Source organism: Nocardia sp. NPDC047654 (genome assembly GCF_043205035.1).
Lineage (GTDB): Bacteria > Actinomycetota > Actinomycetes > Mycobacteriales > Mycobacteriaceae > Nocardia.
This window is the reverse complement of the sequence record NZ_JBIDDF010000004.1, coordinates 86405-112883: the sequence shown is the minus strand read 5'-3', so window position 1 is coordinate 112883 and position 26479 is coordinate 86405. Positions and strand designations below refer to the sequence as shown.

30 protein-coding genes and 1 riboswitch are annotated in these 26479 nt (G+C 68.6%); of the genes, 10 read left to right on the top strand and 20 right to left on the bottom strand.

Going from position 1 to position 26479, the window contains the following annotated elements:
• Positions 1-119 precede the first annotated feature (119 nt).
• Positions 120-767, bottom strand: a complete 648-nt coding sequence (locus ACGF7Y_RS16165; protein ID WP_393234247.1) for a hypothetical protein — start codon at positions 765-767, stop codon at positions 120-122.
• Positions 768-891: 124 nt separating this feature from the next.
• Positions 892-1515 (bottom strand): carbonic anhydrase, encoded by a 624-nt coding sequence (locus ACGF7Y_RS16160; protein WP_357043776.1) that lies wholly within the window; start codon positions 1513-1515, stop codon positions 892-894.
• A 91-nt stretch (positions 1516-1606) separates the two neighbouring features.
• On the opposite strand from ACGF7Y_RS16160, the gene ACGF7Y_RS16155 reads away from it, so the two are divergent.
• Entirely contained in the window at positions 1607-2524 is a 918-nt protein-coding gene (locus ACGF7Y_RS16155; RefSeq protein WP_373686104.1) for an A/G-specific adenine glycosylase, read from the top strand.
• Positions 2525-2545: 21 nt separating this feature from the next.
• Here the strand turns inward: ACGF7Y_RS16155 and ACGF7Y_RS16150 are convergent, their stop codons facing one another.
• Complete coding sequence (locus tag ACGF7Y_RS16150; protein WP_393234244.1) at positions 2546-3292, bottom strand: alpha/beta fold hydrolase; 747 nt, start codon at positions 3290-3292, stop codon at positions 2546-2548.
• Between the two features lie 58 nt (positions 3293-3350).
• Here ACGF7Y_RS16150 and mhuD point away from each other — a divergent pair, with 58 nt between their 5' ends.
• From mhuD to ACGF7Y_RS16130, 4 genes are all read left to right on the top strand, one after another.
• The gene (gene mhuD / locus ACGF7Y_RS16145) at positions 3351-3665 is read left to right on the top strand and encodes a mycobilin-forming heme oxygenase MhuD (protein WP_040864550.1); all 315 of its coding nucleotides are present in this window, start codon (positions 3351-3353) and stop codon (positions 3663-3665) included.
• 80 nt (positions 3666-3745) lie between these two features.
• A riboswitch (cobalamin riboswitch) is annotated at positions 3746-3898 on the top strand.
• Between the two features lie 29 nt (positions 3899-3927).
• Positions 3928-4122, top strand: coding sequence for a CbtB-domain containing protein (locus ACGF7Y_RS16140; protein ID WP_040864549.1), 195 nt, complete (start codon positions 3928-3930; stop codon positions 4120-4122).
• Positions 4113-4904 (top strand): CbtA family protein, encoded by a 792-nt coding sequence (locus tag ACGF7Y_RS16135; RefSeq protein ID WP_393234242.1) that lies wholly within the window; start codon positions 4113-4115, stop codon positions 4902-4904. The genes ACGF7Y_RS16140 and ACGF7Y_RS16135 overlap by 10 nt, the downstream gene beginning before the upstream one ends.
• 35 nt (positions 4905-4939) lie before the next feature.
• The gene (locus ACGF7Y_RS16130; protein WP_393234239.1) at positions 4940-5422 is read left to right on the top strand and encodes a hypothetical protein; all 483 of its coding nucleotides are present in this window, start codon (positions 4940-4942) and stop codon (positions 5420-5422) included.
• Between the two features lie 55 nt (positions 5423-5477).
• On the opposite strand, the gene ACGF7Y_RS16125 is transcribed toward ACGF7Y_RS16130, so the two are convergent.
• From ACGF7Y_RS16125 to ACGF7Y_RS16115, 3 genes are all read right to left on the bottom strand, one after another.
• The gene (locus ACGF7Y_RS16125; protein ID WP_040864676.1) at positions 5478-5918 is read right to left on the bottom strand and encodes an OsmC family peroxiredoxin; all 441 of its coding nucleotides are present in this window, start codon (positions 5916-5918) and stop codon (positions 5478-5480) included.
• 167 nt (positions 5919-6085) lie between these two features.
• Positions 6086-6406 (bottom strand): DMT family transporter, encoded by a 321-nt coding sequence (locus ACGF7Y_RS16120; RefSeq protein ID WP_393234236.1) that lies wholly within the window; start codon positions 6404-6406, stop codon positions 6086-6088.
• Between the two features lies 1 nt (position 6407).
• Positions 6408-7055: an FMN-dependent NADH-azoreductase gene (locus ACGF7Y_RS16115; RefSeq protein ID WP_393234234.1), complete on the bottom strand. Its 648-nt coding sequence runs from the start codon at positions 7053-7055 to the stop codon at positions 6408-6410.
• A gap of 108 nt (positions 7056-7163) precedes the next feature.
• Here ACGF7Y_RS16115 and ACGF7Y_RS16110 point away from each other — a divergent pair, with 108 nt between their 5' ends.
• Positions 7164-7772, top strand: a complete 609-nt coding sequence (locus ACGF7Y_RS16110; protein WP_393234232.1) for a TetR/AcrR family transcriptional regulator — start codon at positions 7164-7166, stop codon at positions 7770-7772.
• 63 nt (positions 7773-7835) lie between these two features.
• Here ACGF7Y_RS16110 and ACGF7Y_RS16105 read toward each other — a convergent pair whose 3' ends face one another.
• Positions 7836-8651 (bottom strand): ABC transporter permease, encoded by an 816-nt coding sequence (locus ACGF7Y_RS16105; RefSeq protein ID WP_393234229.1) that lies wholly within the window; start codon positions 8649-8651, stop codon positions 7836-7838.
• Between the two features lie 44 nt (positions 8652-8695).
• Positions 8696-9598, bottom strand: coding sequence for an ABC transporter ATP-binding protein (locus ACGF7Y_RS16100; protein WP_393234226.1), 903 nt, complete (start codon positions 9596-9598; stop codon positions 8696-8698).
• A gap of 470 nt (positions 9599-10068) precedes the next feature.
• On the opposite strand from ACGF7Y_RS16100, the gene ACGF7Y_RS16095 reads away from it, so the two are divergent.
• The 4 genes from ACGF7Y_RS16095 (at position 10069) to ACGF7Y_RS16080 (ending at position 14260) form a co-directional block, all read left to right on the top strand.
• The gene (locus ACGF7Y_RS16095; RefSeq protein WP_393234223.1) at positions 10069-11994 is read left to right on the top strand and encodes a histidine kinase; all 1926 of its coding nucleotides are present in this window, start codon (positions 10069-10071) and stop codon (positions 11992-11994) included.
• A 34-nt stretch (positions 11995-12028) separates the two neighbouring features.
• Positions 12029-12733 (top strand): response regulator, encoded by a 705-nt coding sequence (locus ACGF7Y_RS16090; protein WP_393234220.1) that lies wholly within the window; start codon positions 12029-12031, stop codon positions 12731-12733.
• Positions 12734-13123: 390 nt separating this feature from the next.
• Positions 13124-13390: a hypothetical protein gene (locus tag ACGF7Y_RS16085; protein WP_393234218.1), complete on the top strand. Its 267-nt coding sequence runs from the start codon at positions 13124-13126 to the stop codon at positions 13388-13390.
• Positions 13391-13453: 63 nt separating this feature from the next.
• Positions 13454-14260: an LLM class flavin-dependent oxidoreductase gene (locus tag ACGF7Y_RS16080; RefSeq protein WP_393234216.1), complete on the top strand. Its 807-nt coding sequence runs from the start codon at positions 13454-13456 to the stop codon at positions 14258-14260.
• 77 nt (positions 14261-14337) lie between these two features.
• Here the strand turns inward: ACGF7Y_RS16080 and ACGF7Y_RS16075 are convergent, their stop codons facing one another.
• The 12 genes from ACGF7Y_RS16075 to ACGF7Y_RS16020 all read right to left on the bottom strand — a co-directional run bounded on the left by ACGF7Y_RS16075 (position 14338) and on the right by ACGF7Y_RS16020 (position 26373).
• On the bottom strand, positions 14338-16893 hold the full coding sequence (locus tag ACGF7Y_RS16075; RefSeq protein ID WP_393234213.1) for an ATP-dependent Clp protease ATP-binding subunit: 2556 nt from the start codon (positions 16891-16893) through the stop codon (positions 14338-14340).
• Positions 16894-17182: 289 nt separating this feature from the next.
• A complete protein-coding gene (locus tag ACGF7Y_RS16070; protein ID WP_393234211.1) occupies positions 17183-18124 on the bottom strand; it encodes an esterase/lipase family protein in 942 nt (313 codons plus the stop codon).
• A gap of 89 nt (positions 18125-18213) precedes the next feature.
• Entirely contained in the window at positions 18214-18783 is a 570-nt protein-coding gene (locus tag ACGF7Y_RS16065) for a DUF1772 domain-containing protein (RefSeq protein ID WP_393234210.1), read from the bottom strand.
• Between the two features lie 132 nt (positions 18784-18915).
• Positions 18916-19539: an FHA domain-containing protein gene (locus tag ACGF7Y_RS16060; protein ID WP_039794674.1), complete on the bottom strand. Its 624-nt coding sequence runs from the start codon at positions 19537-19539 to the stop codon at positions 18916-18918.
• Positions 19540-19743: 204 nt separating this feature from the next.
• Positions 19744-20103: an Lsr2 family protein gene (locus tag ACGF7Y_RS16055; protein ID WP_040864538.1), complete on the bottom strand. Its 360-nt coding sequence runs from the start codon at positions 20101-20103 to the stop codon at positions 19744-19746.
• Between the two features lie 115 nt (positions 20104-20218).
• Positions 20219-21718, bottom strand: a complete 1500-nt coding sequence (gene lysS / locus ACGF7Y_RS16050) for a lysine--tRNA ligase (RefSeq protein WP_040864537.1) — start codon at positions 21716-21718, stop codon at positions 20219-20221.
• Positions 21719-21978: 260 nt separating this feature from the next.
• The gene (locus ACGF7Y_RS16045) at positions 21979-22401 is read right to left on the bottom strand and encodes a rhodanese-like domain-containing protein (RefSeq protein ID WP_393234659.1); all 423 of its coding nucleotides are present in this window, start codon (positions 22399-22401) and stop codon (positions 21979-21981) included.
• Positions 22402-22409: 8 nt separating this feature from the next.
• Positions 22410-23018 carry a cysteine dioxygenase gene (locus ACGF7Y_RS16040; protein WP_393234207.1) on the bottom strand — a complete coding sequence of 203 codons (609 nt, stop codon included), beginning with the start codon at positions 23016-23018 and terminating at the stop codon, positions 22410-22412.
• A 181-nt stretch (positions 23019-23199) separates the two neighbouring features.
• The gene (locus ACGF7Y_RS16035) at positions 23200-23997 is read right to left on the bottom strand and encodes a type III pantothenate kinase (RefSeq protein ID WP_040864536.1); all 798 of its coding nucleotides are present in this window, start codon (positions 23995-23997) and stop codon (positions 23200-23202) included.
• A 17-nt stretch (positions 23998-24014) separates the two neighbouring features.
• Entirely contained in the window at positions 24015-24434 is a 420-nt protein-coding gene (gene panD, locus ACGF7Y_RS16030) for an aspartate 1-decarboxylase (protein WP_393234205.1), read from the bottom strand.
• 14 nt (positions 24435-24448) lie between these two features.
• Complete coding sequence (gene panC, locus ACGF7Y_RS16025; protein WP_393234202.1) at positions 24449-25429, bottom strand: pantoate--beta-alanine ligase; 981 nt, start codon at positions 25427-25429, stop codon at positions 24449-24451.
• On the bottom strand, positions 25429-26373 hold the full coding sequence (locus ACGF7Y_RS16020) for a Rossmann-like and DUF2520 domain-containing protein (protein WP_393234200.1): 945 nt from the start codon (positions 26371-26373) through the stop codon (positions 25429-25431). The genes panC and ACGF7Y_RS16020 overlap by 1 nt, the downstream gene beginning before the upstream one ends.
• Positions 26374-26479: the final 106 nt, after the last annotated feature.

Sequence of the window (26479 nt, the reverse complement as noted above, 5' to 3'; positions counted from 1 at the left end):
GCGGTGGAACAAGCGGCGATCACCATCACCCATACCGACGCTCCCAGCGCACCTCGACTCCCGGTTTCGAGCGAAGCGAGACCGAGCATGCGCCGCAGGCGCTGGAAAACCAACACAACTCAGGCGATGTTGAACGGCTCGGCCATGCTGCGCACCGAGCCGAGTTGCGCGACAACGCTGTAGGCCCCCGGCGGAACCGGAACCCGTTCGCCCGCGCAGCTGGGCTGGGACGTGGTGCCCGACCAGGTCACCGTGAACGCCGCCTGCTCACCGCGGCTCATCGTGCGAACGTCGGGCTGTCCGTCCGGATAGCAGTCGGTGCTCGACCACAGGCGCCGCTGACCGTCGAGCGTGTGCACGGAAACTTGTTGCAGACCGGAGCCCATGTCGCGGGTGCACGGCACCGCCGAGATGTTGGTGATGACGATCCCGAACACCGGCTGCTCACCGGTCTTGTACGTGGGCTGCTCGACGGTGACCTTGATGGCCAGCGATTGGTCCGGGCACGGGCCCGCCGCGACACTGGTGGCCGCCGCCGAGGTCTTCGGCGCGCCGGACTCACCCGACGGCTTGGCCGCCGCGTCGACGGGCTTGGCCGCGACCGAGCTGGACTCGGCGGCCCGGGCGTCACCGGGCGAGTCGCCCCCGCGCGCGACCGCGAGCACGACCCAGATCACCAGCGCCAGGGCGACCACCAGGATTCCGATGGCGAACACGCGTCGACGCCAGTAGATCTCCGGTGGCAGCGGTCCATTCGGTTCCAGCACGTCTCAACGGTAAGGGCACCATCGGGCGCACCGTCTCAGGGGCACGGCGTGTCGGCCGTCCGCCCCTGTCGGCGGCGAGTACATTCCGCCGCCACGCTGGGCCGACGGCGGGCGCGCCGCGGCGTCAGACCACCTCGCCGATATTGCCGACGACCCGGTGCAGCTGCGCTTTGCCCTCGGCCAGTTTGTAGGTCACGCAGGCGATGGCGAGCTCACCGGTGGCCACCCGCTGCGAGATGATCATCGACCGCTGCATGAGCAGGCGGCTGGTCTCCACCACGTGCCTGGCCTCCATCTCGTCGACGGTGGACAGGCCTTCGCGCCGCCCGATCAGAATGGAGGGCGTGACCCGCTCGACCACGCTGCGAATGAACCCGCCGGGGACCTCGCCGCCGTCCAGCGCGTCGATGGTGGCCTTCACGGCGCCGCAGCTGTCGTGCCCCAGCACTACGATGAGCGGCACGTTGAGCACCTGCACCCCGTACTCGATCGAGCCGAGCACCGAGCTGTCGACCACATGGCCCGCGGTGCGTACCACGAACATGTCGCCGAGGCCCTGGTCGAAGATGAGTTCGGCGGCGACTCTGGAGTCGCCGCAACCGAACAAGATCGCGTGCGGGTGCTGGCCGCTGACGAGCTTGGCCCGGTCCGCTGCGCCCTGGCTAGGATGCAGCAGTTCACCACTGACGAAGCGCTCGTTGCCTTCGCGCAAGGACTTCCAGGCACTGATCGGGTTGGAATCCGGCATACCGACCATTGTGCAGGACGGTTCGGGTTACCAGCGAGTTCGGTCGGTTACAGGTGGGCAAATACCGCCTGGCAGCAGTAGGACGGGGATAGTGAGGGCAGTGCGGAACGGCGCACCGAAGAGCATCGACGCGGACACGTTGCTGGACTGGTACGGGGAGACCGCGCGCGATCTACCGTGGCGCAGGCCTGGCGTCACCGCGTGGCAGATTCTGATGAGCGAGATCATGCTCCAGCAAACCCCGGTCGTGCGGGTCGAGCCGATCTGGCGGGAGTGGGTGGCGCGCTGGCCGGTCCCTTCGGCGATGGCCGCCTCCTCGCCTGCCGAGGTGCTGCGGGCCTGGGGAAAACTCGGCTATCCGCGCCGCGCGCTGCGGTTGCACGAGTGCGCCAGGGTGCTGGCGGCCGAGCACGGTGACGAGGTGCCCACCGACGTGGAGGTGCTGCTCGGGTTGCCGGGCATCGGGGCCTACACCGCGCGCGCCGTCGCCTGTTTCGCCTATGGCCAACGAGTTCCGGTGGTGGACACCAATGTCCGGCGGGTGGTTGCCAGGGCGGTGCACGGGCGCGCGGAAGCGGGCAACCCTTCGTCGCGGGACCTCCCCGACACCGAGGCGCTGCTCCCGCTTCAGGTCGACCGCGCCGCGGTGTTCTCCGCCGCCCTGATGGAACTCGGCGCGACCGTGTGCACCGCCCGCACCCCTGATTGCGCGCGCTGTCCACTGCCGAGTTGTGCGTGGGTCGCCGCGGGCCGGCCGGTGAGCGAGGTGGTCCGCCGCACCCAGAAGTACGAGGGCACCGACCGCCAGGCGCGCGGTCGCCTGCTGGAGGTCCTGCGGCATGCCAGCGGGCCGGTGGAACGAACGCGCCTGGACATCGCCTGGACCCGCGATCCGGGCCAGCGCGACCGAGCCCTGGACTCGCTGCTGCTGGACGGCCTGATCGAACAGACACCCGATGGCTTGTTCGCCTTGGCGGGCGAGGGCGGGCACCCGGGCGCGACCGGCTGACCCGGAACCGGCCGCTGCGGCTCAGGTCCTCAGCACCCGCCGCAGGAAGCGCTCGACCTCCGCTCGGTAGCGCTCCGGTTGGTCGTCGTGCACGAGATGGCCGGCACCGGCGATCAGGGCGTAGTCGGCGCTCGGATGGGCGGCGGCCATCCGCCGCATCTGTCCCGGCGGAGTGATGCTGTGCTCGCCCTCCAGCAGCAGGGCCGGCACCCGCACCGCATGCCACTGCCGCCAGAAGTCGCGCGTTCCCCACTCCTCGGAGATATCGCGGAAGGTGGTGACCGAGCCGTGCAGCCGGTATCCCTCCGGCCCGCGCTCGAAGGAGTTCAGGAAGTACCGTCCGGCGACCGGCCCGAAAAAGGACAGCACGGCCTCGTCGTCGGGGAACGGCTGCGGCCACGCCTCGATCATCGCCGCCCAGTGCGCGGCGGTGCGGCCGGTGAAGTCCGGCGCGATGTCCTCGATCACCAGCGCCCGGACCCGATCGGGGTGGGTCGCGGCGAACACCCAGCCGTGCAGCGCGCCCATCGAATGGCCGATCACCACCATCGGCTCGCCGATCGCGGCGGTGCCCGCGGCGAGGTCCGCGACGAAAGCCTCGGTGGTCAGTTCCCCGGGGGCGGGCCTGCCGTGGCCCGCGGCGTCGAAGCTGTAGACATGGCCGTATCCGCGCAGCCAGGCCAGCTGATCGCGCCAGGTGCGCGCGCTGCCCATCAGTCCGTGCAGCAGCAGGATCGGCGCGCCCGCTCCGCCTTCGTCGTGCAACATCGACTCGACAATACGAGGTACCGAGCGTCTGTTCGGCCGCAGCCGCTAGCTTGGACGCATGGCTGTTGTGAAGATCAACGCGATCGAGGTTCCCGAGGGCGCGGGCCCCGAATTGGAGAAGCGGTTCGCCCACCGTGCGCACGCGGTCGAGGGTTCCCCCGGCTTCCTCGGCTTCCAACTGCTCCGCCCCGTCGCCGGTGAGAAGCGGTATTTCGTTGTCACCCAGTGGGATTCGGAAGAGTCCTTCGCGGCCTGGCGGGACGGTCCGGCACGCGAGGCGCACGCGGGCGAGCGTCAGAAGCCGGTCTCGACGGGCGCGTCCCTGCTCGAGTTCGAGGTCGTGCTCGACGTCGAGGCCAAGCCCGCGAACTGAGACCGACATCCGACGCCGGGCAGGTCCGCCTGCCCGGCGACTCGCCCGACGCCGTGGTACGCCCGTGCCGGACCTGGTTGACGCGGGGGGTGTGCGGGTGTCACAGTTCGAAGGACAAACGCGAGGGTGACGCGGTAATTCCGGTGAGATTCCGGAGCGGTCGCGCCACTGTGTTCCACGCACCGAGTCCGGTGCCGGAAAGCCAGACACCGGCACCGTCGCGCCACCACCCGACGGGACGCGTATCCCAAGGAGGACTCGAATGGCCATCGCGCATACACCCAGCCGGGCAACCGATTCCCTGGCCGCCGTGCTCGTCACGGTCGGTGTCGTTCTTCTCGCATTGCTCACGCTCTACCTGGTCGGCTTCGACCAGGGTGTCATCTCGCGCAGCGGGATGTATCTGCATGAGCTGATGCACGACGGACGCCACCTGCTGGGGCTCCCGTGCCATTGATCGGTTCGCTCCGAACACTGCTGCTTCGCGGCCTGCTGGCCGGCCTCATCGCCGGTCTGCTGGCCGCGACAGTCGGTTACTTCGTCGGCGAACCGAAGGTGGACGCCGCCATCGCGATCGAGGAAGCGGGGTCCGCCGCCGGGCACACCCATGGCGAGCACGCGGAATCGACAGCAGGGCATTCCCACGGTGACGAGGAAGAACCGCTGGTGAGCCGCGGCGGCCAGAAGTTCGGACAGTTCCTCGCCCTCGGGTTGGCCGGGCTCGCGCTCGGCGCCATCTACGCCTCGGTCGCGCATTACGCGCGGCGCCACACCGCATTGTCCGGCCCACGGCTCGCCCTGGCGCTCGGCGTCGCGGGCTGGGCCGCGATCGTCGCGGTGCCGTTCTTCAAATATCCGGCGAATCCACCGGCGGTGGGTGATCCGGACACCATCAACGAGCGCACCCTGCTGTGGCTGGCCGCGGTCGTGCTGGGCCTCGTGGCCGTCGGCGCGGCGGTCGCGGCGTTCACCGCGCTGCGCGCGCAACTTCCCACGTTCCGCCTGATCGCCGGTGTCGCGGCGTTCGTCCTGGTGACGGCGCTCGGTTACGTCCTGCTGCCCGGCGTGAACGAGGTGAGCGCGGACTTCCCGGCCACCCTGCTGTGGCAGTTCCGGGTGGCGTCGCTGGCCGAGACCGCGACCCTGTGGGCCTGTCTCGGCCTCGGCTTCGCGGCGCTCACCGAGTTCGCGACCCGCACCGATACTCCGGTACCGGTGGCCGCCGCTACCGCGGGGTGATTCGCGTCCGGAAGCACTGAGGCAGTGTCGGTCCCATGACCGGCACTGCCTTTTCCGTCTGGCCCGTATCGCCGCGCGTCCATTCCGCTGGACCGCCGCGCGCCGTCCGCGTCGCGTTCGTCGCTCTGAGCGTCGCTGTGCTCGCGGGCGCCACCGAGGCCATCGCGCGGGCCGCCCTGGCTTTCCCCGGAACCGACACGGCGAGCTCGGCCACCGGGTTGGGGGTGCGCACGGCGATCTACGTTCTGGTGCTGGCCGTCGCGGTGCGCATGACCTACGGCGACCGCTGGGCCCGCCTGCTGATCACCGTCGGCATCGGCGGGTTCGGCCTGTTGTCACTGATCATCGAGCCGCTCGCCGCGGCCATGTCGGCGAACGAACTGCGCGACCTCTTCCGGGACGCCGGTCCCGCATCCCTGCTGCTGGCCGCCCTCCGCACCGTCCACGTCTTCGCCGTGCTGGTCGCCGTCCCCGCGCTCTACACCCGCCCCGCCCGCCACTACTTTCGCAAGCGCTGACACGCGCGCTTCGCGCCCCGCCTCCGTCGAGGGTGCGGGGCACGAAGCGGTGGCACTAGGCGAGAGCCGCGTCCAGGGTGATGTGGTCGACGCCGGCCAGAGCCTTGCTGACGGGGCAGCCTGCCTTGGCGGCCTCGGCGGCGGCCTGGAAGGCGTCGGCGTCGATGCCCGAGACGCGACCGCGGACGGTCAGCGCGATCCCGGTGATCCGGAAGCCGCCCGCCGGGTCGGGGCCGAGGGTCACGTCGGCGGTGACGTCCAGGTTCTCCGGGGTACCGCCCGCGTTGCCGATCTGTGCCGACAGCGCCATCGCGTAGCAGGAGGAGTGCGCGGCCGCGATCAGTTCCTCCGGACTGGTGGTGCCGTCGGCCTCCTCGGCGGAACGCTTGGGGAACGACACGTCGTACTTACCGACCCCTGAACTGGCCAGTTCGACCTGTCCCGAACCCTCCTGAAGGGTGCCGGTCCAGGCGGTACGCGCGGTACGTGTGGGCATCACGGTCCTTTCGCCGATGATCGTTTGACGATTCAGCACGAAACCTACCCCGGCGGACACGCCTCGGCCCACCGGTTCGCCGATCGCGTTCGCCGCGGCGCACCGCTCACTCCCTGCCGGTAAAACCGCGGACGCTCAGGCGATTCCGGGCCGTCGACGACGTGTCCTCATTCCGGATTCGTGACTCTGGCCAGCACGATGCCGCCGAGGATCAACGCGAGCGCCAGGAGCCGGCCCGCGCTGAGCGGGTCCTTGTGGACGACGATGCCGAGGGTGATCGCGCCGAGCGCGCCGATGCCGGTGAACACCGCGTATGCGGTGCCGACCGGCAACGTCTGCATGGCACGCGACAGCAGGTACACGGCCGTGACACCGAGAACGACGCAGACCAGTGTCGGAACGAGTCTGGTGAAATTCTCGGTCGGTTTGATGCTCTGCGACCAGACGATCTCCACCACCCCGGCGACGGCGAGAACTACCCAGTTCACCTCAGTACTCCCCGGCCAGCGCGCGGACGGCGGCCACAGCGCGGGCGTAGGACGTGTCGTGCTCGGCGCGCCTGTGTGCCAAAGCCGGGTCTTGGCGGGAATTGGCTAATTCCGCATGCACGAACACCGTGTCGGACACGCCGAAATGACCCGCGAAGAAGTCGCGCAGGAAGCGCTCCTGATAGTCGTAGGCCGCTTTCGGAGCGCCCGGCGAGTAAGCGCCGCCGCGGGCGCTGGCCACGACGAACCTCCGGTGCCCCAGTGACATTCGCGGAAAGGTCACCTGGTCCAGCCATGCTTTGAGCGAAGCCGGGATCGAGTAGTTGTACATCGGGGTGCCGATCAGGATCACGTCCGCCGCGAGCAATTCGGCCAGCAGCGGCTCGATGATCTTCCACGCGGTGGCCTGCTCCGGAGTCCGCGCCAATTCACCGAGCCTCTCCGGGTCCGTGCTCGGCAGGGCAAGCACGGCGTCGCACAGCTCGGTCCAAGCCGCCCCGATGAACGGCACCGGCTCGGCCGCGAGGTCGCGGTAGTGGTAGCCACCGTCCGGATGGCGTGCGCGCCACGCGTCGGCGAAGGCCGCGCTCAGCTCCCGGCTGATCGACTGCCGCCTGGCGCTGGCGTCGAGGTGCAACAGCGTGCTCATGATCCGACCTCCGAATAAGTGGACATAATGTCCGAATCTGTAGGTCTCCACCATACGAGCGATCCGGACAGATTGTCCAGTTGTTGCCGAATCGGCTAGAGTCGCGGCATGGAACCCCGATCCGACCTGCTCGCCGGTGCCGTGCCGGGCCGGTCGGCGGCGCCGGAACGAGCGGACGCTGCTCGCAACCGGGCCAAAGTGCTCGGCGCCGCCGCGGAATTGTTCGCCACCCGCGACCCCCGCACGGTCACGATGGACGACATCGCGAAGGCCGCAGGTGTCGGCCGAGGCACCCTGTATCGGCGTTATCCGGACACCAACTCGATCGCGGTGGCCCTGCTGGACGAACACGAGCGGGCACTGCAAGCGAAACTGCTCTCCGGTCCGCCGCCGCTCGGCCCCGGAGCTCCCGCGGCGCAGCGGCTGGCCGCGTTCTACGCCGCGATGGTCGAATTGCTGGACGCGCACGCGCATCTCGTGCTCGGCGCCGAGATCGGCGGAGCGCGCTTCGCCACCGGGGCTTACGGATTCTGGTACGCACACGTGCGAGCCCTGTTGTCGGCGGCGGGGATTCGCGAGCCGGACGCGATGGTCGACCCGCTCCTCGCGCCCTTGGCCGCCGAGGTCTATCGGCAGCAGCGCGAGCGCGGCTTGACTTCCGAACAGATCACCGGCGCGCTTCGGGTGATCGCGGAAACCGTTCTGGGGGCCGGGTGAGCTTGCCGCCGGCGGAAACCGCCGGTGGACGGCGCCCACCAGCGGTTTCGCCCCTCCGGTAACTCACACCAGATCGCGTTTGCGCATCAGCCAGATCGTGCAGGCCGCGAACAGCACCACGTAGACGACCAGCACGACCACCGATTCGGTCCGCGAAAGCACCTGCGACACACCGGGCGTGGCGGGCCCGTCCACGGTGCGCATCGCCCCCGCCAGCGATCCCGCGGCGGTGCCGGGCAGATGATCGGTGATCACCTCGATCGGCGCGAAGATCGCGGCGACGCCGCGCAACAGGTTCTCCACCACCAGCACCCAGACCAAGCCGAGCCCCACCGCGAGCGCGGGCCCACGGGCGACCGCACCGATCAGCACGCCCGCCAGCGTCCACATACCGAGAATCACGACGCCGGTGAGGATTCCGAGCATCGACCGGCCCAATCCCGGCAGCGCGAGCGACTGCGACTGGAAAGCCGCGATCAGCGCGGCGACGGAGAGGTCGATCACGAACGCCGTGCACACCAACGCCACCACCACGCCGGCGAGACTCACCACCACGGCGGCGACCGCCTGCACCCGCGAAGGCCCCTGGGTGAATACGGTCTTCCAGGTCCCCCAGCCGTATCCGCTGCCGACGGCCAGGGCGCCGAGGATGAGCATCAGCGCGCCGCCGAACATGGCCATCCCTTGGGTGAACACTTCGGGCACCGCGGTCGGCAACATCTGTCGCAACAACGCCTCGCGGGGCAGTCCGTTGGACATCCGGCTCGATTCCCCCGAGTTGTAGGCCAGATAGTTGAACAGATAGGCGAACGTGAGATTCAGCAGAAGCCACGTGCCGAGAAGGATCCAGAACGCGGGCCACTTCCGCAGTCTCAGCATTTCGGCCTTCGTACTCGCGACCGAATCGCGGATCGCCATGCCGTTCATCGCGCTGCCTCCCATCGCGTCATCTCGAAGAACACTTCCTCCAGGGACTTCTCTTCGACCCGCAGCTCGAGCAGGTCCGCTCCCGACGCCACGACCGCACGCGCCACGGCGGGCGCGGTGACGGTGTCCGACTCGATCCGGATACCGCTCGCGGTCAACATCGCCGAATGTTCGCCCACCAGCCGTCGCACCGCGGGCAGGGCCACCTCGACCGGGTCGGCCCGCACCACCAGGGCCGAACCTCCGCGCAACTGCGCGACCGTCGCTTCGGTGAGCAGCCTGCCCTGCGAGATCACGCCGACCCGGTCGCAAATCGCCTGGACTTCACTGAGCATGTGGCTCGACAGCAGTACCGTGTGCCCCTCGGCGGCCAAAGCGGTGATCAGCTCCCGCATCTCGGCCATCCCGGCGGGGTCGAGGCCATTGGTCGGCTCGTCCAGAACGAGCAGGTCGGGGCTGCCGAGCAAGGCTGCGCCCACACCGAGGCGCTGTTTCATGCCGAGCGAGTAGGTGCGGTACTTGTCCTCGGCGCGGCCCGCCAACCCGACTCGTTCGAGCGCGCCGTCGACCTCCGGCCGGCCGAGCCCGCGATACTCGGCGAGCACGCGCAGGTTGTCCCGGCCGGAGAGGTAGGGGTAGAAGCCGGGACCTTCGATGAGCACGCCGACCCGGCGGACCACCGCTGGATCGCCGGGACGATGCCCCGCGACGGTGGCCGTGCCCTCGCTGGGACGGATCAGCCCGGCCAGCATGCGCAGGGTGGTGGTCTTACCCGCGCCGTTCGGGCCGAGAAAGCCGTAGATCTCGCCGGACACGACGGTCATGCTCACATCGTCGACAGCGGTGTGCTCCCCGTAGCGTTTGGTCAGCCCTCGCGTGACCACGATCGAATCTGTCATGCACCGAGAATCCGCCGCCGCCCCCGGTGCGGACATCCGCCGCCGGGCGATGTTCGGCATACGTAACCAGGACGACGGCCGACCCGCTCACGGTTCTGCGCCTCACCGCTCACTCATGGCCCACGCCGCACCGCTCCCACTCGGTGGCCCACCACGCACGGCTTACGTTTCCCCGGCCACGGCTCACTTCCCATCACTCCCGAGCCCCCAGCCCCCAGCCCCCAGCCACGAGCCACGAGCCACGAGCCACGAGCCACGAGCCACGAGCCACGAGCCACGAGCCACGAGCCACGAGCCAGCGTTACAGCCGTGTCGGATCGCGTGCCGGACCGGCGCGGGCAGCGGGCGCGCCGGGACTTTCGCCGAGGACCGAACCTGCGCCGAATCGCCGAATCGGTGCAATTCTCCCGAAATACGTTGCCAGGCGGACGTCGAATCGTGACCGAGCCGCATAGGCTACGTGGGTGCGGGTGGCAGGGATTACGGATCGAAGCTCGGTCGGCTTGGACTGGGGAGTCGCGCTCGTCGTGGCCGCGGTTCAGGTGGTCGGGGGCACCTTCGCGAACATGCGGCAGACCGGGGTGCACTCTCTCGACGTGCTCGGTTACCTGCTGCTGCTGGCCGGGCCCGCGGCGCTGATCCGGCGCCGGGCGCAGCCGCTGCCCGTGCTGATCGTCGTCCTCGCCGTGTGTCTCGCCTATTTCCTGCGCGGCTACGGGTACGGGCCGATCTTCGTGTCGCTGGTCGTCGCCTTCTTGACCGCCGCGAGCAGCGGATCACGGTGGTGGACTTACCCACTCGTCCCGCTCGGGTATCTGGCGCTGGTCTGGCCGCTGCCCGCGCAGCTGGGTCACCCCGCCAACCTGTGGCAGGTCTTCGCGCTGATGGCGTGGCTGGCGATACTGCTGCTGGTGGCCGAGGGAATCCGGCAGCGCAAGGCCGTCCTCGTCGCCCGCAGGCAGCGCGCCGAGTCAGCGCGCCGGGACGAGGAAGCGCAGCGCGAGCGGCGCGCCAGCGAGGAGCGCCTCGCCATCGCGCGCGAGTTGCACGACGTGCTGGCGCACAGTCTGTCGATGATCAACGTGCAGTCCTCGGTGGCGCTGGAATTGCTCGACAAACGTCCGGAGCAGGCGGAAACAGCGCTCACGGCGATCAAGAACGCCAGTCGCGACGCACTCGCCGAGGTGCACGCGCTCCTGCACACGATCCGCTCCGGAACCGCCACCGCCGCGCCCGACGAGCAACCGTCCACGGCCGACGCGGAGGAGACCAGTCGCCGACGGCCTCGCCGCTCCGCCCGTAAAGACCGCAATTCGGCTTCGGCAGAGCAGGATTCGGCTCACGACGACGACCTCGAGCAGGCTTCGGCGACAGCGATCGAGCCGCCTCCCGCACCTCGTGCGCCCGCTCCGAGCATCAGCGACCTGGACGATCTGCTGCTGCGTCCGCGCACCACCGGTCTGCAGGTCGGCACCCGAGTGCTCGGCACCCCGCAGCAGCTGCCCAGCGTGATCGACGTGGCGGCGGCGCGGATCGTCCAGGAGTCCCTGACCAACGTCCTCCGGCACGCCCCGGGCGCCGACGCCACGGTGACCGTGCGCTACACCCCGGACTCGGTCGACATCACCGTCGACAACACCCGCCCCACCAGTGCCCCCGCCCGTTCCGGCACCGGCGGCGGCAACGGCATCATCGGCATGCGCGAGCGCACCCACGCACTCGGCGGCGCTCTCACCGCCGGTCCACGCCCCAGCGGCGGTTTCCGGGTCGCGGCCCGGTTACCCACGCGTGCGCCCGAACCCGGTGCGCAGGCCGGCTCGACGGCACCGGCAACCCAGGCCCGTCGCACGACGCCGGCAGCGGCGCCGGAACAGGACCCGGCTACTGGGAGCACATCGCCCTACCCCACCTCGACAGCGAGAAAACCGTCGCGGAGCGGCATGGCCTCGGACGCGCCGGAGCACGGCCCTCGCGCATCGAGCACGTCCGTACCCAGCGCCACGGCGGCGAGCGGATCGGCGCGGAGCAGCAGCACGCCGGAACACGGCACCGATGCGACCAGCAAGTCGACGCATAGTGCCTCGACAAGGAGAAGTCCGACGCAGGACAGCACGGCATCGAGCGCGTCGGAACAGGGCGCCGCGACAGCGAGCAGGCCGACGGGCAGCGCCTCGACCGGCCGAGGACCGGCGCCGGACGCCACGGCAACGGGTGCGCCGGAGCAGAGTGCGGTGGGGTCGGGCACGTCGCCGACGAGTACCGGGGCAGTGGAATCAACGGCCACGGGCACCGCGAGTGCCGCCCGCTCGAGCGAGACCGAGTCACCCGCTGAGCCCGGCCGCCCCGCCGATGCGGCCGCCCGACCGAGCACCTCGGCCGGTCGCGGGCAGCGCTGACGGGACCACGCGGCCCCACGGCAGAGGACACGCGATGCACGAGCACCACGATCCAGCCCGCGCGGGCGCACCGTCCGGCGGCATCCGAGTGCTGGTGGCCGACGACCAGGCACTGGTGCGCGGGGGTTTCGTCGCGTTGCTGGACGCCCAGGACGGCATCGAAGTGGTGGGCGAGGCGGACAACGGCGAGCAGGCCGTGCGCATGACCCGCGGCCTGCGCCCCGACGTGGTCCTGATGGACATCCGCATGCCCATTCTGGACGGCTTGGCCGCCACCCGCATGATCGCGGAGGATCCGCGACTGGCCGAAGTGCGAGTCGTCGTGCTGACCACCTTCGAGCTCGACGAGTACGTCTTCGAGGCTCTGCGCTCCGGCGCGACCGGCTTTCTGGTCAAGCACACCGAACCGGCCGATCTGGTTCGTGCCGTCCGCGTGGTCGCCACGGGTGACGCACTGCTGTCCCCCGGCGTCACCCGCACACTGATCGCGGAATTCTCCGTGCGTGCCAAGACGCCGCCACCGGCGACCCTCGCCGAACTCACCGACCGGGAACGCGAAGTGATGACCCTGGTCGCCGAGGGCCTCACCAATGCCGAAATCGGCGAACGCCTCTACATGAGCCCCGCCACCGCCCGCACGCATGTCAGCCGCATCCTCGCCAAACTGCACGCCAGGGACCGCACCCAGCTGGTGGTCATGGCGTATGAATCCGGGCTCGTCCGCCCCGGCTGGCAGTGAGCCGCTCTCGGTCGACAGCACTGACCGCGGTCTCCGGGTTGCTCGCCGTGCCTGGCTATCGCCGGGCATCGCAGCACCGCATCCGTCCGGCCCCGCGCATTCTTAGTACCGCTACCGGTGTATGAGCCGGGCCTTTTGTAGCCATAGCGAATAATTTCTCGATCGTCGCGTCGCACCACGACGCCCTGTCAAGACATCGCCCCTGCCCGAAATCGACCTACGGCAATTTTTCAGCGAACAATGTTTTGCGGACTGAATGACAGTCAGCAAATAACTAGTAAATTATTGCGTGACCATCACCCGCGGCTCCGAGGGTACGTATCCAGGCGTATTTCGAGTGACGACGCGCGACCGATGCCCCCGCCATACCCTTCGGCGCAGGCTTTCGGCATGAATATTTTCACTCACCCCGAGGCCGTGAGTTTCCTCGCCGACCACGACGACGGCGGATGGCACCCCTGGCCGTTCTTCTGGATCTTCCCGCTGCTGTTCTGGCTGACCGTCGTGGCGGTGCTGGTGTTCGCCCGGCGGCGGTTCATCGGCCGTGCGAGCGGTATCGGCGCGCTGCGCACCGCGTTCGCTCGCGGCGAGATCACCGAGGAGCAGTACCGCAGCAGGCTCGCCGTCCTGAGCGAACCGCGGCGCGCCAAGCGCTAGCGACCAGCTGTCCACCGCTGACACCGCGCGAGCGGCAACTTCCACGATCGGGAGATCCCACCCATGAGCATGACCTTCGGAATCGTTCTCACCCCGCGTTCGGGAGCCGACTGGGCACGCGAGGCAGCCGCCGCCGAACGGCAGGGTTACCGGACCCTCCTGCTGCCCGACACCCGGTTCACCCCCTCGCCGTTCCCGGCCCTCGCCGCGGCGGCTGCCGTCACCACCACCATTCGGCTGCGCCCGAACGTCCTGGCCGCACCGCTGCGCTCCCCCGCAGCCACCGCGAGGGAGACCGCGACCCTGCAACTGCTGTCGGACGGACGTTTCGAACTCGGGATCGGCTCGGGACGCCCGGACGCCGCCGCCGAGGCCCAGTGGCTGGGGGCATCCTGGGGCTCGGCCGCGCAACGCCGCGCCCACCTGGTCGCCACCATCGCCGCCGTACGCGGTCAGGTGGCCCCGGCCCCGCCGGTCGTGATCGCCGCCAATGGCCCCCGGATGCTGGCGACCGCGGCGGAATTCGCCGACCGCATCCTGCTCGCCGCGGGGGTCGCCGCCACTGAGGCGGAACTGGCCGAGTTGGTCCGCACAGCGCGGGACGGCGCCGACCGCCCCCTGCGCTTCACTCATCAGCTGGTCGGCATCGGTCAGCGGCTGCCGAGCTGGACCTCGAAGAAGCTCGGCCTGACCGCGGAGGCGCTCGCGGACGCGGGTGCGGCGGGCGTGATCCCGGCGGACCCGTCGGCCGCCGCCGAGATGCTCGAGCGCCGTAGGGAGAAGTACGGCATCGATGAGGTGATCGTGCCCGGCGAACTCGCCGACGACTTCGCACCCGTCCTCGCCCATTTCGGCGACCAGCGTTCCTGACCCGGCGCCACACCGCCGGTATACGAAAAAGCCCGTGCCCACCGCCATACGGTGGGCACGGGCTTTTCGGTTACGACTTACTCGCCCGAGGCAGCCTCGGTGGAGCTCTCGGTCGCGCCGGTCAGCACGACTTCCGGCTTCTCTTCGGTCTGCGCCTTGGTCAGCTTCGCCTTACCGGAGAAGGTGAACTTGGCGTCCTCGCCGGAGCCCTCGCCGTTCCAGCCCTCGACGTCGACCGAGATGGTCTGACCGGGGCCGATCTCGCCGAAGAGGATCTTCTCCGACAGCTGGTCCTCGATCTCGCGCTGAATGGTGCGGCGCAGCGGCCGGGCACCGAGCACGGGGTCGAAGCCACGCTTGGCCAGCAGGTTCTTGGCGTTCTCGGTGAGCTCGATCGCCATGTCCTTGTTCTTCAGCTGCGTGGCGACACGGTTGATCATCAGGTCCACCATCTCGACGATCTGGTCGGTCGTGAGCTGGTGGAAGACGATCACGTCGTCGATGCGGTTGAGGAACTCGGGCCGGAAGTGCTTCTTCAGCTCGTCGTTGACCTTGAGCTTCATCCGCTCGTAGTTCGAGCCCTCGGCATTGGACTGCGTGAAGCCCAGGCCGACCGCCTTCGAGATGTCGGACGTGCCGAGGTTCGAGGTGAAGATCAGCACCGTGTTCTTGAAGTCCACGGTCCGGCCCTGGCCGTCGGTGAGGCGACCGTCTTCCAGAACCTGCAACAGGGTGTTGTAGATCTCCTGGTGGGCCTTCTCGATCTCGTCGAACAGCACGACCGAGAACGGCTTGCGGCGCACCTTCTCGGTGAGCTGGCCGCCCTCCTCGTAGCCGACGTAGCCCGGAGGGGCACCGAACAGCCGCGAGGCGGTGAAGCGGTCGTGGAACTCGCCCATGTCGATCTGGATGAGCGCGTCGTCGTCGCCGAACAGGAAGTTCGCCAGCGCCTTGGACAGCTCGGTCTTACCGACACCGGACGGACCGGCGAAGATGAACGAACCGGACGGACGCTTCGGGTCCTTCAGGCCGGCACGGGTGCGGCGGATGGCCTTGGAGACCGCCTTGACCGCGTCCTCCTGGCCGATGATCCGCTTGTGCAGCTCGTCCTCCATGCGGAGCAGACGGGTGGTCTCCTCCTCGGTGAGCTTGAACACCGGGATACCGGTCCAGTTCGCCAGCACCTCGGCGATCTGCTCGTCGTCGACCTCGGCCACGACGTCCAGATCACCCGAGCGCCACTGCTTCTCCCGCTCGGCCCGCTTGGCGACGAGCTGCTTCTCCTTGTCGCGCAGCCGCGCGGCCTTCTCGAAGTCCTGCGCATCGATCGCGGACTCCTTCTCCCGGCGCGCCTCGGCGATCTTGTCGTCGAATTCGCGCAGGTCCGGCGGAGCGGTCATGCGACGGATGCGCATCCGCGCGCCCGCCTCATCGATCAGGTCGATCGCCTTGTCCGGCAGGAACCGGTCGTTGATGTAGCGGTCGGCCAGGGTGGCGGCGGCCACCAGCGCGCCATCGGTGATGGAAACGCGGTGGTGCGCCTCGTAGCGGTCGCGCAGACCCTTGAGGATGTTGATGGTGTGCTCGACCGTCGGCTCGCCCACCTGCACCGGCTGGAACCGGCGCTCGAGGGCGGCGTCCTTCTCGATGTACTTGCGGTACTCGTCGAGGGTGGTCGCGCCGATGGTCTGGAGTTCGCCGCGAGCCAGCTTCGGCTTCAGGATCGAGGCCGCGTCGATGGCACCCTCGGCGGCGCCCGCACCGACCAGCGTGTGCAGCTCGTCGATGAACAGGATGATGTCGCCGCGGGTGTTGATCTCCTTGAGCACCTTCTTCAGGCGCTCTTCGAAGTCACCGCGGTAGCGGCTGCCCGCGACCAAGGAGCCCAGGTCGAGGGTGTAGAGCTGCTTGTCCTTGAGCGTCTCGGGGACCTCGCCGTTGACGATGGCCTGCGCGAGCCCCTCGACGACGGCGGTCTTGCCGACGCCCGGCTCGCCGATCAGCACCGGGTTGTTCTTGGTGCGGCGGCTGAGCACCTGCATGACGCGCTCGATCTCCTTCGAGCGGCCGATGACCGGGTCGAGCTTGCCTTCGAGCGCGGCCTGGGTCAGGTTGCGACCGAACTGGTCGAGCACCAGCGAGGTGGACGGGGTGCCCGCCTCACCGCGCGAACCGGACTCCACCGGCTCCTTGCCCTGATACCCGGACAGCAACTGGATGACCTGCTGGCGCACACGATTGAGATCGGCGCCCAGCTTCACCAGCACCTGGGCCGCCACGCCCTCGCCCTCACGGATGAGGCCGAGCAGGATGTGCTCGGTGCCGATGTAGTTGTGACCGAGCTGCAGCGCTTCCCGAAGGCTCAGCTCCAGCACCTTCTTGGCGCGCGGGGTGAACGGGATGTGACCGGACGGGGCCTGCTGGCCCTGGCCGATGATCTCCTCCACCTGGCTGCGCACGCCTTCCAGCGAAATGCCGAGCGACTCCAGCGACTTGGCCGCGACGCCCTCACCCTCGTGAATCAGCCCCAGCAGGATGTGCTCGGTGCCGATGTAGTTGTGGTTGAGCATCCGGGCCTCTTCCTGGGCCAGGACAACGACACGCCTCGCGCGGTCGGTGAACCTCTCGAACATCGCTCCCTCACTCTCCTGCTCCGACATTCTGGCAACAGACGCCGCAGTGTGCTGTGTACAACAACCGTGGGCGTCAGCCTGCCATGAAGCCCGGGGGTTGCGGCCCCCGCCTCCACTCTAGTTGGCGGGGGATGCCACCGCCGCCGGTCCACCCTATTGCCGACCGGCGACAGCACGGTCATTCACTCACAACGTGGGCGCCGCGGGATTCGTTCCGGCCAGGTTTTGCCCTCAGCGAACAAATCGTTCGCCGACCGGACCTCCGCCGCACACGTCGGACCTCGGCTGCCTACCCCGTGTACGGGCCGACGACACCGCAGGGCACCGGGCGTTGATGCGCGGGATCGAGCGCGTTGAGTACGTAGGTCGCGGCCCTCGGGCTGCCCGCTATGCCCGTATGACCAGAGTAGTCCGTCGAGCACCCGTCCTGAACCACGATGTTCGTCACCCGGGGCCCGGTCACCAATCCGGAGGTGTACGGCACCACCAGCTCGTCCAGCACGGTCGCGATATTCGTGTAGGCCACGTCGGGGTGGTAGACGCCGTCCGCGTTGAGCGTGCGCACGAACTCCGACCCTTGCAGCACCTGACGGCAGGCCATGCACGGCGAGCCCGCCACGGCGTCGAAGAGCGGGCCGAGGCCGAGCCGGGTGCCGAACGCGTTCAGGTCCGCCATGCCGCCCGCGTTGGAGCCGAGCCAGGGCGGGGCGAGCCCGACCATCTTGTCCACTTTGCCCGCGCCGCCGAGCCGCTTGACGTAGTAATTGCCGATGAAGTTGCCCTGGGAATGGCCGATCAGGTCGACCTTGCCCGCGCCGGTCGCGGTCCGTACCCGGTCCACGAACGCGGCGAGCTGGGCCGCGCTCTGCTCGATCGGAAGCATGCCGCCGATGGCCGACGCGGGCCACGGCAGGTTGTAGGCGCCGAAGGTGGACGAGTACACGCAGTAACCCTCGTTGGCCAGCAACGGCGCGTACACGCCCCAGTTCGTCTGTGCGCCACCACCCGTGCCGTGCACGAGAACCACGGGATTCGGATGCTCGGAGTCGGGCCGGCAGGACCAGTCGTTGGTGCCGGGCAGCGAACCGCCCGGGTGGGACAGCTCGGCGGGGATGCCCGCGAAGAAGTTGTAGTCGACCGGATATCGCTCCTGCGCGTGTGCCGCGCCCGCGGTGGCGCACACCGCTGTGAGCAGAACGATCAGCAACGAAAAGCCTGGGACACGCCGCACGATAGCCTCCCGGTCCGGTCTCGTCTTCCGGGGAAGCTACCGCACGAAGTGGCCCAGACGGAGGAGATTCCGGCGGGTCGTTGCGGAATCTAGCTCTGACCGAAGGCGGGCGCGACGTACTGGCCCGCCGCCGCCCGGCCCGGCGCCGCCGCGGCGGCCTTGCCCTGCTGGATGCCCGCGGCGAACAGCGCACCGCACAGCGCCAGGAAGGCCAGCGTGTGGAAGACGCCGCGCGCGATGTTCCACCGAACCCAGGCCGCTTCGAAATCGGCGCGCACCGCGGCGAGGTCGGCGATCGAGCCCGGGTCGCCCGCGGCGGCCAGCTGGTCGTTGAGCGGGACGTTCAACCCGGAGGTGACCCCGAAGGCGACAACGTTGAGCACCAGCGCGAGCACGATCCAGATCAGCGTGCTCCGGTACTCCCGGCCCAGGTGCAGCGCCGCCGCCAGGACCGTGAACCCCACCGTGCCGAGGAACGCCACCATGAACCACGGATTGATGATCACCACGTTGATCTTCTGCATCACGTCGATCATGGCGCGATCGTCGGTGCGGGCCAGCGCGGGCATCACCGAATTGGCGTACGCGTAGAAAAGGCCCGCGATCAGGCCCGTCGCCAGCGTGGCGAGCACCAGTGCGGCGAGACGTGTGGCGGTCATGAGTTCCTCCTGCTCGGAAAACCCGCCGGAGTCGTCGCTCCGGCTCGGGTACCTCAGAGTCAAGCCGCTACCGCCCGGACTCTCCATGGCCGAGAAGCTCGATGCGCTAAGCGAGCGTCTACGGTGGAGGTCTCACAGGTCCCGATCGGAAATGAGCCCACTCTGCATGGCCAGTCCCGCCAATCGCACCCGCTTCTGGTTCTGCGGCAGATCCTCCACCCCGAACTTGGCGAACAGGGCGCGCAGGTGCGTCTTGATCGCGTCGACGCTGAGGAACAACTCCTCGGCGATCTGCTGATTGGAGGCGGGCGTGGCGAAACCCGCGCCGTGCTTGTACGGCCTGCACAGTGCGATCAGCACCGAGCGCTGCGTCTCGGTGAGCGAGCGCGCCGTGGGTATCGAGCCGGTGGAGGTACGGGTGATGTCGTCGGAGACGCCGCCGAAGTCGTGAAACGACACCCGCGAGGTGCCGACCCGGATGACGTCGCCCGCCATCAGCCTGCGGCGGCCGACGAGCCGGTCCCCGTTGACGAAGGTGCCGTTGCGAGAGAGCCCGTCGTCCACGATGGTCCAGTGCGCACCCAGGTATTCGACCGCCGCGTGCAGCCGGGAGACCTCGGCGTCCCAGCTCAGGGCGAGATCGGCATGCGGGGAGCGGCCGATGGTGACGCGTCCGCGATCTGGCGTGAGCGTGAACTCCTGCTGCCGACCGGCATCATCGGTGAACCGCAAGAATGATCCGACGAATCCTGTCACTGCGCCGATACCTCACCTCTCCATACCGCCAGTGACCGTCGCACGCTTCCATGGTGCCGCGTCCCGGTACCACGAGCAAGATCGATTCATCCGCCGGGACGGGCCACCGTGTGATCCGGTCTCGTTGCCATATCGAAGCCCTATCACAAACAAGACCGCCGCCCCGACGTCGCACGATTCGCCGGGACGGCGGCCGAAAAATAACTATCCCTTCGCGGCCTTGTTGTACGCGTCGGTGATGTCGGCGGAGATGCGGCCCCGTGCGGACACCTTGTGTCCATTCCGACGCGCCCACTCCCGAATTGCGGCGCTTTGTTCCCGATCGATCGAGACCCGGCTCTTCGGAGTGCCCGCGGCGGCCGCGGCGGCCTTGACCCGGCGCCGGCCGCTCACCCGGCGCGCATTCGAAACCCACTCCTCCAAACCGTCGCGCAGCTTCGCCGCATTTGCCGACGACAGGTCGATCTCGTACGACACACCGTCGATCGCAAACTCGATGGTCTCGTCCGCGATGGACTCACCGTCGACATCGTCGATCAGGCTAACGGTGACCTTCTTTGCCATGAGATGAACGTCCTCTCGAAATCGTGCGACCCGCATACTAGGCCGATTACCCGAGGCAAGAATACCCCGAATTCCGGAAATTCCAAGACGGAGTCGCTGCTTTGCAATCCAGTGGTCACCGGGTGACCGGACGCACAATTGGGAACAGTATCGTTTCTCGGATTCCCAATCCGGTGAGCGCCATCAACAACCGATCGATTCCCATACCCGTTCCGGTCGTCGGCGGCATGCCGTGCTCCATCGCCGCGAGGAAGTCCTCGTCCAGCACCATCGCCTCGTCGTCACCCTGCGCGGCGAGCCGCGCCTGATCGACGAACCGCTCGCGCTGGATCACCGGGTCGACCAACTCCGAATAGCCCGTGGCCAACTCGAAGCCGCGCACATAGAGATCCCACTTCTCCGTGACCCCTGCCGTACTACGATGCTGCCTGGTCAACGGGGATGTCTCCACCGGGAAGTCGCGCACGAAAGTCGGCGCGTACAGCTTGTCGCCATACTGGTGTTCCCAGAGTTCCTCGACGAGTTTCCCGTGGCCGTAGCCCTTGCCCTCCGGAATTTCCAGACCGACCCGATCCGCGAGTGCGCGCAATTCGGCGACCGACGTTTCCGGAGTCACCGGCACACCCAGCGCATCCGACAGCGAAGGGTACATCTCGACCACGGCCCACTCGCCACGGAGATCGTATTCGGTCCCGTCGGCCAGGGTCACCACCTGCGTGCCGAACGCCTCCTGCGCCACTTCCTGCACCAATTCCCGGATCATCACCGCCGAGTCGTCATAGGTGCCGTATGCCTGGTATGTCTCCAGCATCGCGAACTCGGGGGAATGCGTGGAGTCCGCGCCCTCGTTCCGGAAGTTCCGGTTGATCTCGAAGACCCGCTCCAAGCCGCCGACCACGCAGCGCTTCAGGAACAGCTCGGGCGCGATGCGCAGGAACAGGTCCATGTCGAGGGCGTTGGAATGGGTGACGAACGGCCGGGCCGCGGCGCCGCCGTGCAGCGTCTGCAGCATCGGCGTCTCCACCTCCAGGAAGCCCCTGCGCTCCAGCGCGTTGCGCAGCGCGCGCACCACGGCGATGCGGGTACGGGCCATTTCCCTGGCCTCCGGACGCACGATCAGGTCGACATAACGCTGCCGTACCCGTGATTCCTCGTTCATCTCCTTGTGCGCCACCGGCAGCGGCCGCAGGGCCTTCGCCGCCATGAACCAGGAATCGGCCATGACGCTCAGTTCCCCGGTCCGCGACGAGATGACCTCACCGTGCACGAAAACAAAGTCACCGAGGTCCACGTCGGCCTTCCAGGCGGCGAGGGCGTCCGTACCTACCCCGTTCAGGCTGATCATCGCCTGCAGCTTGGTACCGTCGCCCTCCTGCAGTGTCGCGAAACACAACTTGCCGGTATTACGCAGGAATATGACGCGCCCGGCGACGCCCACCTGTAGCCCGGTGGCCGTGTCCGCGGCGAGGTCCGGATATGCGGCCCGAATTTCGGCCAGGGTATGCGTACGCGGCACGACGACGGGATAGGCCTCCCCGCCGTCCGCGAGCAGCCGCTCCCGCTTCTCCCGGCGAATCCGTATCTGCTCCGGTGCATCGTCGGCGGCCGGCGACACGGCAGGCCGCGATTCCGATGTCGATGCGCTGGAAGATGCAGAGTTCGGGGTGCTCACATCGAACAACCCTAGCGTGCATCGGAAATCGTTATGCGGGCCGCCCGGACTCCGGCCCGGAGTAACGAAACGGTATCGATGCGACGCCTCGTCCGGGACGTCCGCACCGGCGTCGTACGGACGCGAAATAGCCGGTGCGCATCATGTGGTGTGCGAAACTACCTGAGCGCCCGGCTATTTCGAGATGGAAGTGTCGGCGGGAATTACAGCGAGGCGAGCGCTTCGGCCTCGCGCGCGAAGTGTGGCGCTCCGACGGCGACGTGCAACAGACCGGCCGCCTTCAACGCCTGATAGCCGCCCACCAGATCGGTCGCCCGGTGCAGCCCGAGTTGCTGCAGCGCGGCAGCGGCCAGGCTGGAGGTATATCCCTCGGAGCAGACGACGATCCATTCCACGTCGTGATCGGCGGCCAGCGCCAGGCGGGCGGAACTGGTGGGGTCCAGCCGCCATTCCAGGACATTGCGCTCGATCACCAGCGCGCCGGGCAAGGTGCCCTCACGTCCGCGTTGCGCCTGCGGCCGGATATCCACCAGAATGGCGCCGCGCTCGACGGCTTCCGGCAATTCGAAGGCGTAGATCCGGTCGAGGCGGGCCCGTGCGTTCTCGAGCATCTGATCGATGGTCAAACGGGTCATCACATATCACCTTCGGGCTGGTCGGTGAGGACGGTTCGGGTGCGCCGCAGGGTGCCGTGCCCGGTCACCTCGTAATACGACATGGCGGTGAGCGGCGGGGAATAGGCGTGCACGCTCAGCGTGGGATCGAGCGGGCCGGCGGAATCCACGGCGCCGGGCACGGCGGCCTGTGCCCGCATCACGTCGTGCACCCAGCCGATCGGGAACGAGGCCTGATCACCCGCCGCGAGTGTGCGACGACGCAGTTCCGTTCCGTTCCAACGATATTCGGTGAGCGCGCCGCTGAGCACGGTGAGCGCGCCGAGCGATCCGGCGTGGTCGTGCAGCTCGGTCGACTTGCCCGGCGTCCAGCTGATCAGCCAGACGTCGACCTCGTCGTCGGTGAGCAGCCTGGTCGCCCAGCGCTCGTTTTCCGGCCATTTCCCCCCGGCGGGAAGCAAATGGTCGTATCGCCCGGCCAGCACGTCTTCGGCGCCCTCGTCGGTGAGCCGCAGCAGATCGGCCGGGCGCAGCCGGGTGGGCAGGGCGGGCGCCACCGCGCGTTCCACCGGCGGGGTAGCCGACAGCGCGGTACGCGCGGAAGAAAGGGAAAGGACAGAAGAACGCATGAGCGAATCTCCAGGAGGAAGGTAACGGTCGAGGGCGGGAACTCAGCCTCGATCGGTCGAGGCACGTCAGCCTCGACAACACTCCTGGGTGCTCGCGTAGAAGGTCACGAGAAGGAGTTTAACAGCAGACAGCGCGGTGTCGACAAGTGCCCGGCCTGCGACAAATCCGACACCGCGCATATCAGACACTTCCCTTGCGCCGCTGATTGCGTTCGTATACGAGTCGCAGACCGGTCAGCGTGAGGTGCGGATCGTGGTCGTCGATCGTTTCCGATTCCGGGACGATCAGCGGTGCGGTCGCCCCGGTCGCCACCACGGCGACGTCGTCACCCGCGAAGGCGTCGAACTCGTCGCGGATGCGATCGATCAGGCCGTCCACCAGCCCGGCGAAACCGAATACCGCGCCGGACTGCATGCACTCCATGCTGTTCTTCCCCAGCACCGAACGTGGCCTGGTCAACTCCGCCCGCCGCAGCGCACTGCGTTCCACCAGGGCCTCGGTGGAGATCTCCACACCTGGCGCGATGATCCCGCCCAGGAACTCGCCCTTCTTCGACACCAGGTCCACGCAGATCGCCGTGCCGAAATCGACGACGATCGCCGGCGCGGAATAGCGCTGATACGCGGCCAGGCAATTGACGATGCGGTCCGCGCCGACTTCTTTCGGATTGTCCACCAGCAGCGGAATCCCCGTGCGCACACCGGGTTCCACCAACACGTGCGGAACGTGGCCCCAGTATTGGCCGAGCATGCCGCGCAACTCGCGCAGCACGGGCGGCACCGTGGAAAGCGCTGAGACGCCGATCACCTCGTCCAGTTGCGCGCCGACCAGCCCGCGCACCTGCATGGCGAATTCGTCGGCGGTCAGCAACGGATTGGTGTGCATTCGCCAGTGCCGCACCAGTTTCGAATGCTCCCCGGATCCGGAGAACAGGCCGAGTTCGATACTCGTGTTGCGGACATCGATGGTCAGCAGCATGTCCTGGTCGCCGCTCCTCAGACGAACGACAGCGAGCGTGGCGAGGCCAGGCCCGAGCCCTCCGGCGCGTGCGCCGGGTCCGAGCCGAGTTCGACCGGGCGGTTGCGCTCGTCGACGAACACGACCTTGGGGTCGTACTCGGCGATCTCTTGCTCGTTCAGCTGGCCGTAGGCGATCAGGATGACGAGGTCGCCCGGGTGCACCAGGTGAGCCGCGGCGCCGTTGATCCCGATCACCCCGGAACCGCGCTCACCGGCGATGACGTAGGTCTCCAGGCGGGCGCCGTTATCGATGTCCACGATGCAGACCTGTTCGCCTTCCAGCAGGTCGGCGGCGTCGAGCAGGTCCTGGTCCACGGTGACCGAGCCGACGTAGTGCAAGTCGGCGTGCGTGACGGTGGCACGGTGGATCTTCGACTTCATCATGGTGCGCAACATTGCGTCGAACCTTTCTAGTTCGCGGGAGGAAGGACGGCGGGGTCTGACACCGCCGCGACAGGCTGGGAGGAGGTCGCGTCGGACCGCGAACCGGCGACGGCGGGGTGGCCGTCGATCGGAGCGCCGAGCGTGACGGCGATGTTGTCGATCAGCCGGGTCGCGCCGACCCGGGCCGCGATCAGCAGCCTGGCGTTGCCGGTGGCCGGGGCGGGCCCCAGGGTGGCCGAACGCAGCTCCAGGTAGTCGACGTCCACGCCGGTCACGGCGTCGAGCACCTCGCGGGCGGCCGCGAGAACCGCGTCGCCGCCGAGGCCGCCCGCGTGTTTGCCCGCCGACAGAGCGGCCGACAGGGCCAGCGCCGCTTCGCGCTGGACGGGGTCGAGGTAGCGGTTGCGCGAGGACAGGGCCAGGCCGTCGGGCTCACGGACGGTGACCACCGGGGTGATCTTCACGTCGAAATTCAGGTCGCGGACCAGCTGCCGGATCAGGGTGAGCTGCTGATAATCCTTCTCACCGAAGAACGCCTCGGTCGGCCGCGCGATCTGTAGCAGTTTGGCGACCACGGTGAGCATGCCCGCGAAATGGGTCGGGCGGCTGGCCCCCTCCAGCTCCGCGCCGAGCGGACCTGGGTGCACCGTGGTGCGCGGACCGTCCGGGTACATGTCGGACACGCTCGGCGCGAACACCAGCTCGACGCCCTCTGCGCGCAACAGCTCGACGTCGGCGTCCAGCGTGCGCGGGTATTTGTCCAGGTCTTCGTTCGCCCCGAACTGCAGGGGATTGACGAAGATCGACACGATGACGACCTGGTTGGTGCGCTTGGCCAGCCGCACGATCTCCAAATGCCCCTCGTGCAGCGCGCCCATGGTCGGCACCAGCGCGACGGTGCGGCCGACGCCGCGCAGGGCGGCGGACACCGCCCCGAGTACCGCGGGATCGTGATGCACGGTCAGCACCCCGGGCCGGTAGGCACCGCGCAATTTCGAGTCGAACATCAGCGTCCTTCCAGCAGCTGGATCACGGCGGGGGCGGTGCCCGCCCGCTCAGCGGTGCGCAGCGACAGCGCGCGATAGGCCTCGGCAAGCCGGGAATCGACCGACGCCAGCGCCTCCAGGTGGGCGGCCACCGCGTCGGCGTCGCCGCGGGCGACCGGGCCGGTCAGCGCGGACTGGCCGCGGCGCAACGCGTTGTCCAGCGCCGCCGACGCCAGCGGGGCGAGCAGACGCTCGGCCAGGCCGTTGGGCTGCTCGTCGACCAGTTGCTGTCCCATCAGGCCGGGGCCGGCCAGGGCGGCGCGCAATGCGGCCACCGCGTCCACGATCACCGTGACCAGGTGATTGCTGCCGTGCGCGAGCGCGGCGTGGTACAGCGGCCGGTGCTGCTCCGGTACGCGAACCGGCTCGCCGCCCATTTCGATCACCAGTGACTGCGCGATGGCATAGCCGACCTCGTCGGCCGCGGTGATACCGAAGCACGCGTTGCCCAGCCGGGCCACGTCCTCGTCGTGACCGGTGAAGGTCATCGCCGGGTGGATGGCCAGCGGAAGGGCGCCGACCTCGGCCAAGGGGGCGAGCACGCCGACGCCGTTCGCGCCGGAGGTGTGCGCCACGATGGTGCCCGGCCGAACCACTCCGGCGCCTGCCAGGCCGCGGACCAGGCCGGGGAGCTCGGTGTCGGGCACGGCGAGCAGCAGCAGCTCACTGCGGGCGGCCACCTGCTCGACCGGCAGGATCTCCGAATCGGGCAGCCGGGTCCTGGCACGGCGCACCGAGGCGTCGGAGATCGCGCAGACGCCGAACACGACGTGTCCGGCCCGCTCGAGTGCGGCGCCCAATGCCGAGCCCACGCGTCCCGCCGAGACGATTCCCACCGTCAGGCGTGCGGGCGCGGGGTCGTAGCCCGAAGCAGCGTTGTCGGAATTCACGCTTCTCGAGGTCAACGTTGTCCTCTCGATGTCGTTCCAGTCCCGCCATGCGGGTACCGGACGGTACGCCAAGAGAATATCGGCAGGCGGTTCGCCGCCGCCACGGGGTGACCGCGTGATC

What these genes read in the sequence shown, in the direction of transcription:
- mhuD (WP_040864550.1), top strand. Translation starts at nt 3,351, where the DNA reads ATGGCTGTTGTGAAGATCAACGCGATCGAGGTTCCCGAGGGCGCGGGC.
- ACGF7Y_RS16085 (WP_393234218.1), top strand. Translation starts at nt 13,124, where the DNA reads ATGAATATTTTCACTCACCCCGAGGCCGTGAGTTTCCTCGCCGACCAC.
- ACGF7Y_RS16160 (WP_357043776.1), bottom strand. Translation starts at nt 1,515, where the DNA reads ATGCCGGATTCCAACCCGATCAGTGCCTGGAAGTCCTTGCGCGAAGGC.
- ACGF7Y_RS16110 (WP_393234232.1), top strand. Translation starts at nt 7,164, where the DNA reads ATGGAACCCCGATCCGACCTGCTCGCCGGTGCCGTGCCGGGCCGGTCG.
- ACGF7Y_RS16140 (WP_040864549.1), top strand. Translation starts at nt 3,928, where the DNA reads ATGGCCATCGCGCATACACCCAGCCGGGCAACCGATTCCCTGGCCGCC.
- ACGF7Y_RS16105 (WP_393234229.1), bottom strand. Translation starts at nt 8,651, where the DNA reads ATGCTGAGACTGCGGAAGTGGCCCGCGTTCTGGATCCTTCTCGGCACG.
- ACGF7Y_RS16125 (WP_040864676.1), bottom strand. Translation starts at nt 5,918, where the DNA reads ATGCCCACACGTACCGCGCGTACCGCCTGGACCGGCACCCTTCAGGAG.
- ACGF7Y_RS16055 (WP_040864538.1), bottom strand. Translation starts at nt 20,103, where the DNA reads ATGGCAAAGAAGGTCACCGTTAGCCTGATCGACGATGTCGACGGTGAG.
- ACGF7Y_RS16115 (WP_393234234.1), bottom strand. Translation starts at nt 7,055, where the DNA reads ATGAGCACGCTGTTGCACCTCGACGCCAGCGCCAGGCGGCAGTCGATC.
- ACGF7Y_RS16080 (WP_393234216.1), top strand. Translation starts at nt 13,454, where the DNA reads ATGAGCATGACCTTCGGAATCGTTCTCACCCCGCGTTCGGGAGCCGAC.
- ACGF7Y_RS16150 (WP_393234244.1), bottom strand. Translation starts at nt 3,292, where the DNA reads ATGTTGCACGACGAAGGCGGAGCGGGCGCGCCGATCCTGCTGCTGCAC.
- panC (WP_393234202.1), bottom strand. Translation starts at nt 25,429, where the DNA reads ATGTTCGACTCGAAATTGCGCGGTGCCTACCGGCCCGGGGTGCTGACC.
- panD (WP_393234205.1), bottom strand. Translation starts at nt 24,434, where the DNA reads ATGTTGCGCACCATGATGAAGTCGAAGATCCACCGTGCCACCGTCACG.
- ACGF7Y_RS16065 (WP_393234210.1), bottom strand. Translation starts at nt 18,783, where the DNA reads ATGACCGCCACACGTCTCGCCGCACTGGTGCTCGCCACGCTGGCGACG.
- ACGF7Y_RS16100 (WP_393234226.1), bottom strand. Translation starts at nt 9,598, where the DNA reads ATGACAGATTCGATCGTGGTCACGCGAGGGCTGACCAAACGCTACGGG.
- ACGF7Y_RS16090 (WP_393234220.1), top strand. Translation starts at nt 12,029, where the DNA reads ATGCACGAGCACCACGATCCAGCCCGCGCGGGCGCACCGTCCGGCGGC.
- ACGF7Y_RS16130 (WP_393234239.1), top strand. Translation starts at nt 4,940, where the DNA reads ATGACCGGCACTGCCTTTTCCGTCTGGCCCGTATCGCCGCGCGTCCAT.
- ACGF7Y_RS16035 (WP_040864536.1), bottom strand. Translation starts at nt 23,997, where the DNA reads ATGCTGCTGACCATCGATGTCCGCAACACGAGTATCGAACTCGGCCTG.
- ACGF7Y_RS16075 (WP_393234213.1), bottom strand. Translation starts at nt 16,893, where the DNA reads ATGTTCGAGAGGTTCACCGACCGCGCGAGGCGTGTCGTTGTCCTGGCC.
- ACGF7Y_RS16040 (WP_393234207.1), bottom strand. Translation starts at nt 23,018, where the DNA reads ATGCGTTCTTCTGTCCTTTCCCTTTCTTCCGCGCGTACCGCGCTGTCG.